5 protein-coding genes are annotated in these 2,777 nt (G+C 61.9%); 1 reads left to right on the top strand and 4 read right to left on the bottom strand.

The window, feature by feature from the left end; translation table 11 throughout:
- Positions 1–37: 37 nt before the first annotated feature.
- From OC610_RS25060 to OC610_RS25075, 4 genes are read right to left on the bottom strand one after another with little or no spacing between them, the layout of a single operon-like run.
- The gene (locus OC610_RS25060; protein WP_264431710.1) at positions 38–595 is read right to left on the bottom strand and encodes a DUF4136 domain-containing protein; all 558 of its coding nucleotides are present in this window, start codon (positions 593–595) and stop codon (positions 38–40) included.
- Positions 596–615: 20 nt separating this feature from the next.
- A complete protein-coding gene (locus tag OC610_RS25065) occupies positions 616–1,224 on the bottom strand; it encodes a DUF4136 domain-containing protein (RefSeq protein WP_264431711.1) in 609 nt (202 codons plus the stop codon).
- A gap of 24 nt (positions 1,225–1,248) precedes the next feature.
- Positions 1,249–1,998 carry a methyltransferase gene (locus OC610_RS25070; RefSeq protein WP_249876284.1) on the bottom strand — a complete coding sequence of 250 codons (750 nt, stop codon included), beginning with the start codon at positions 1,996–1,998 and terminating at the stop codon, positions 1,249–1,251.
- A complete protein-coding gene (locus OC610_RS25075) occupies positions 1,991–2,299 on the bottom strand; it encodes a MazG-like family protein (RefSeq protein WP_181287298.1) in 309 nt (102 codons plus the stop codon). Before OC610_RS25075 ends, OC610_RS25070 begins: the two co-directional genes overlap by 8 nt.
- Positions 2,300–2,463: 164 nt before the next feature.
- Here OC610_RS25075 and OC610_RS25080 point away from each other — a divergent pair, with 164 nt between their 5' ends.
- A complete protein-coding gene (locus OC610_RS25080; RefSeq protein WP_030138039.1) occupies positions 2,464–2,757 on the top strand; it encodes a hypothetical protein in 294 nt (97 codons plus the stop codon).
- Positions 2,758–2,777 lie beyond the last annotated feature (20 nt).

The following is a 2,777-nucleotide window of genomic DNA, read 5'->3' on the forward strand; positions in this document are numbered from 1 at the left end:
TTCGCGAGCAGGCTCGCTCCCACAAGGGTTGTCTTGTTCAGCGCGGAGGATAATTGGACAGGATCCGCCCCACCGTCTCACGCACCTTCGTGCTGCGTTCCGCCGGGTTGGGCGAATCGCTGAGCAGTTGCTCGTCGCTGCCACGCCACACGAGCTTGCCGTCCTTGCCGTCGAGCAGGTCGATCTGCACCGTGGCGACCTTATAGTTGACGCTGCGGGTTTCGTTGTACATCGGCCCGCCCCAATAGCCATTCCAAGGGCCACCCCAACCGCCGCCGTAGTTTGTCGTCACTTGCTGCTGGCGGTCTTCGACGATCAGATAGGCCTGGACCTGCACGTCGCCCCGCGCACCTGCCTGGGCGGGACGCAAGCCGCGCTGGTCAAGCTGATCGGCAACCGCCTGGCGGATCCGCTGCTCGGTCAGGTCGCTCTTGATACGCGGGTCATCCGGGCGATATTGCAGGGCAGGTTCTTTCCAGCTCCAACTGCGGTAGGCCGCGAAATCCCGGCTGGTGTCGAAGTCATGGTTGACCTGGTTATTGGCGCAGGCGCCGAGCAGCAGGACAAGGGCAAACGGAACAAGACGACGGAACATGGTTTTTCTCCGTTGCATGATCAACTGGGAGGATAAGCCGACATGGCCTTTTCCACTGCCTCACGAATGGCATCGGTGCGCTCGCTCTGATGGCCCCGCTGACTGGTCTCGGCACTGGCGCTCCACACCGGCTGGCCGTTGCGGGCATCGAACAGATCCACTCGAACCACCACCACTTGCTCCTGGTAAGTCCGAACCACCGGAACGGTGTTGTACATGCCGTAGCCCGATCCGTAGCGGTTGTAGCCGCCGTAGTACCCCGAGTCGTAATCGTCCCGGACCTGGCGGATGCGAGTCTCCAGGCGCAGCTCGGCACTGACGAAGAGGTCCGCGGGCCGGTTGTCATGCAGTGGACGCAACCCACGTTGATCCAGCGCATCGCTCACGGCTTCGGCCACCTGGGCAGAATCCGCCCAGGCGGTGCCCGGAGGCAGACGGCCGTTGAGCCAGGCCCAACTGCGATAGCGTCCATAGTCACGGGGCGGCGCGGGGTAGGCGCTGCGATCGAACACCGTGGCGGCTTCGGGCGGTGCCGGCGGCAACGGATTGGATGTGGCGACATAAGGGTTGCTGCCCTGGCAGGCTGCGAGCCCGAGGCATAACGCCAATAACCCTGAACGACCTTTCATTTCGCTCTCCGATGATTCTTCAGGTCAGAGCGGCCGACAGACCCAGTGCAGATAACGTCCCAAACCGGCAAAAGCCGGATGGCGACGGTGGGCCAGTTCCATTTCCAGCAGTTGCGCAAGCTCCACGCGTCCTTGAAATTCCACGGGCATATAGTCGTGAAAAACCCGCACGCCACTTTGGCTTTCGACCTGCCACAGGTCTTCAAGTTGCGCCGCCAACTCTCGAGGATCAAGGGGTTGTTGCGGCGTCAGGCTTTGTTTCTCACCGGCCATGTCATTTTTACGCAGCTTGCGAAAATGCCCTTTGAGCAGGTTGCGATAGACCAACGCGTCGCGGTTGTAGAACGCCAGCGACAACCAGCCGCCAGGCTTCGTGAGCTGATGCAGCACCGGCAGGATCGCGTGGGGCTCGGCCAGCCATTCGAGCACCGCATGGCACAGCACCAGGTCGTAAGGTTCGGTGAGCTGGCCAAGCAGATCCTGCCAAGGCGCCTGGATGAACGTTGCGTGCTGGCCGGCCTCGGCGAAGCGTTGACGAGCGCCTTCGAGCATGGGTTCGGCCGGCTCGGCCAAGGTGACCTGATGACCGCGCTCGGCCAGCCACAGCGACATATGGCCCAGGCCCGCGCCGATGTCCAATACGCGCAGCGGCCGCTCCGGCAGGCTTTCCAGCAGATCGGCCTGGAGCACGGCCAGGCGGATCGCCCCCTTGGCCCCGCCGTAGATTTTCTCCGCAAAGCGTGTGGCGAGCTGATCGAAATGCCGGTCACTCATGGGCGAACCGCCGTTCGCTGTCAGCCAACTTGCTGCGCACCACGGCGTCCATGTCCAGGCCCAACTCACTGCACAGCAGCAACAGGTACAACACGATGTCACCCACCTCTTGGCCCGCGTGGGCCAGCTTATCCGCCGACAACTGCCGCGATTGGTCCTCGGTCAGCCATTGGAAAATCTCGACCAGCTCGGCCATCTCAACGCTGGCGGCCATGGCGAGGTTCTTCGGGCTATGGAATTGCCGCCAGTCGTTGCGGTCACGAATGGCGTGCAGGCGTTCGGTCAGTTCAACAAGGTTCATCGGGCTCTCCTGAATGCGCATAGCTTCGGGGGGATGACGGGGGAAGGCAAGCGTCTCGGTACGAAGCGGCGAATTGCCTCATAATCGAACGATCGCAGCCGGCGCAGCTCCTACAATCAGGAGCCAACGGCTCGATTTCGATTCCTCTTCATCAGGATGCACACATGCAGGCAGAAAGCTTTTTCGAATGGCTCGGCCAGGCGCTCGGTTCGGTGATCCGTTTCATCGTCGACCTGCTCAGCGGCCTGTTCAACACCTTGGCCAATGCTGGCGGCAATTTTGTCGATGGGCTGTCCCGCACGCTGGGCATGGACACCTCGATCATCAGCATCGTCGCGCTGATCCTCGGGCTGATGCTGCTGTACTCGGCAATCCGCGCCTTCATGCGCGCGTCGATCGTCATGGGCATTATCTGGCTGGTGCTGGGGTTGTGGTTGTTGAGTTGGATCATTCACTGAGTACAAGCGTGGCGAGGAGA

This window comes from Pseudomonas agronomica, from assembly GCF_025917275.1.
Lineage (GTDB): Bacteria > Pseudomonadota > Gammaproteobacteria > Pseudomonadales > Pseudomonadaceae > Aquipseudomonas > Aquipseudomonas agronomica.

What these genes read in the sequence shown, in the direction of transcription:
- OC610_RS25075 (WP_181287298.1), bottom strand. Translation starts at nt 2,299, where the DNA reads ATGAACCTTGTTGAACTGACCGAACGCCTGCACGCCATTCGTGACCGC.
- OC610_RS25080 (WP_030138039.1), top strand. Translation starts at nt 2,464, where the DNA reads ATGCAGGCAGAAAGCTTTTTCGAATGGCTCGGCCAGGCGCTCGGTTCG.
- OC610_RS25065 (WP_264431711.1), bottom strand. Translation starts at nt 1,224, where the DNA reads ATGAAAGGTCGTTCAGGGTTATTGGCGTTATGCCTCGGGCTCGCAGCC.
- OC610_RS25070 (WP_249876284.1), bottom strand. Translation starts at nt 1,998, where the DNA reads ATGAGTGACCGGCATTTCGATCAGCTCGCCACACGCTTTGCGGAGAAA.
- OC610_RS25060 (WP_264431710.1), bottom strand. Translation starts at nt 595, where the DNA reads ATGTTCCGTCGTCTTGTTCCGTTTGCCCTTGTCCTGCTGCTCGGCGCC.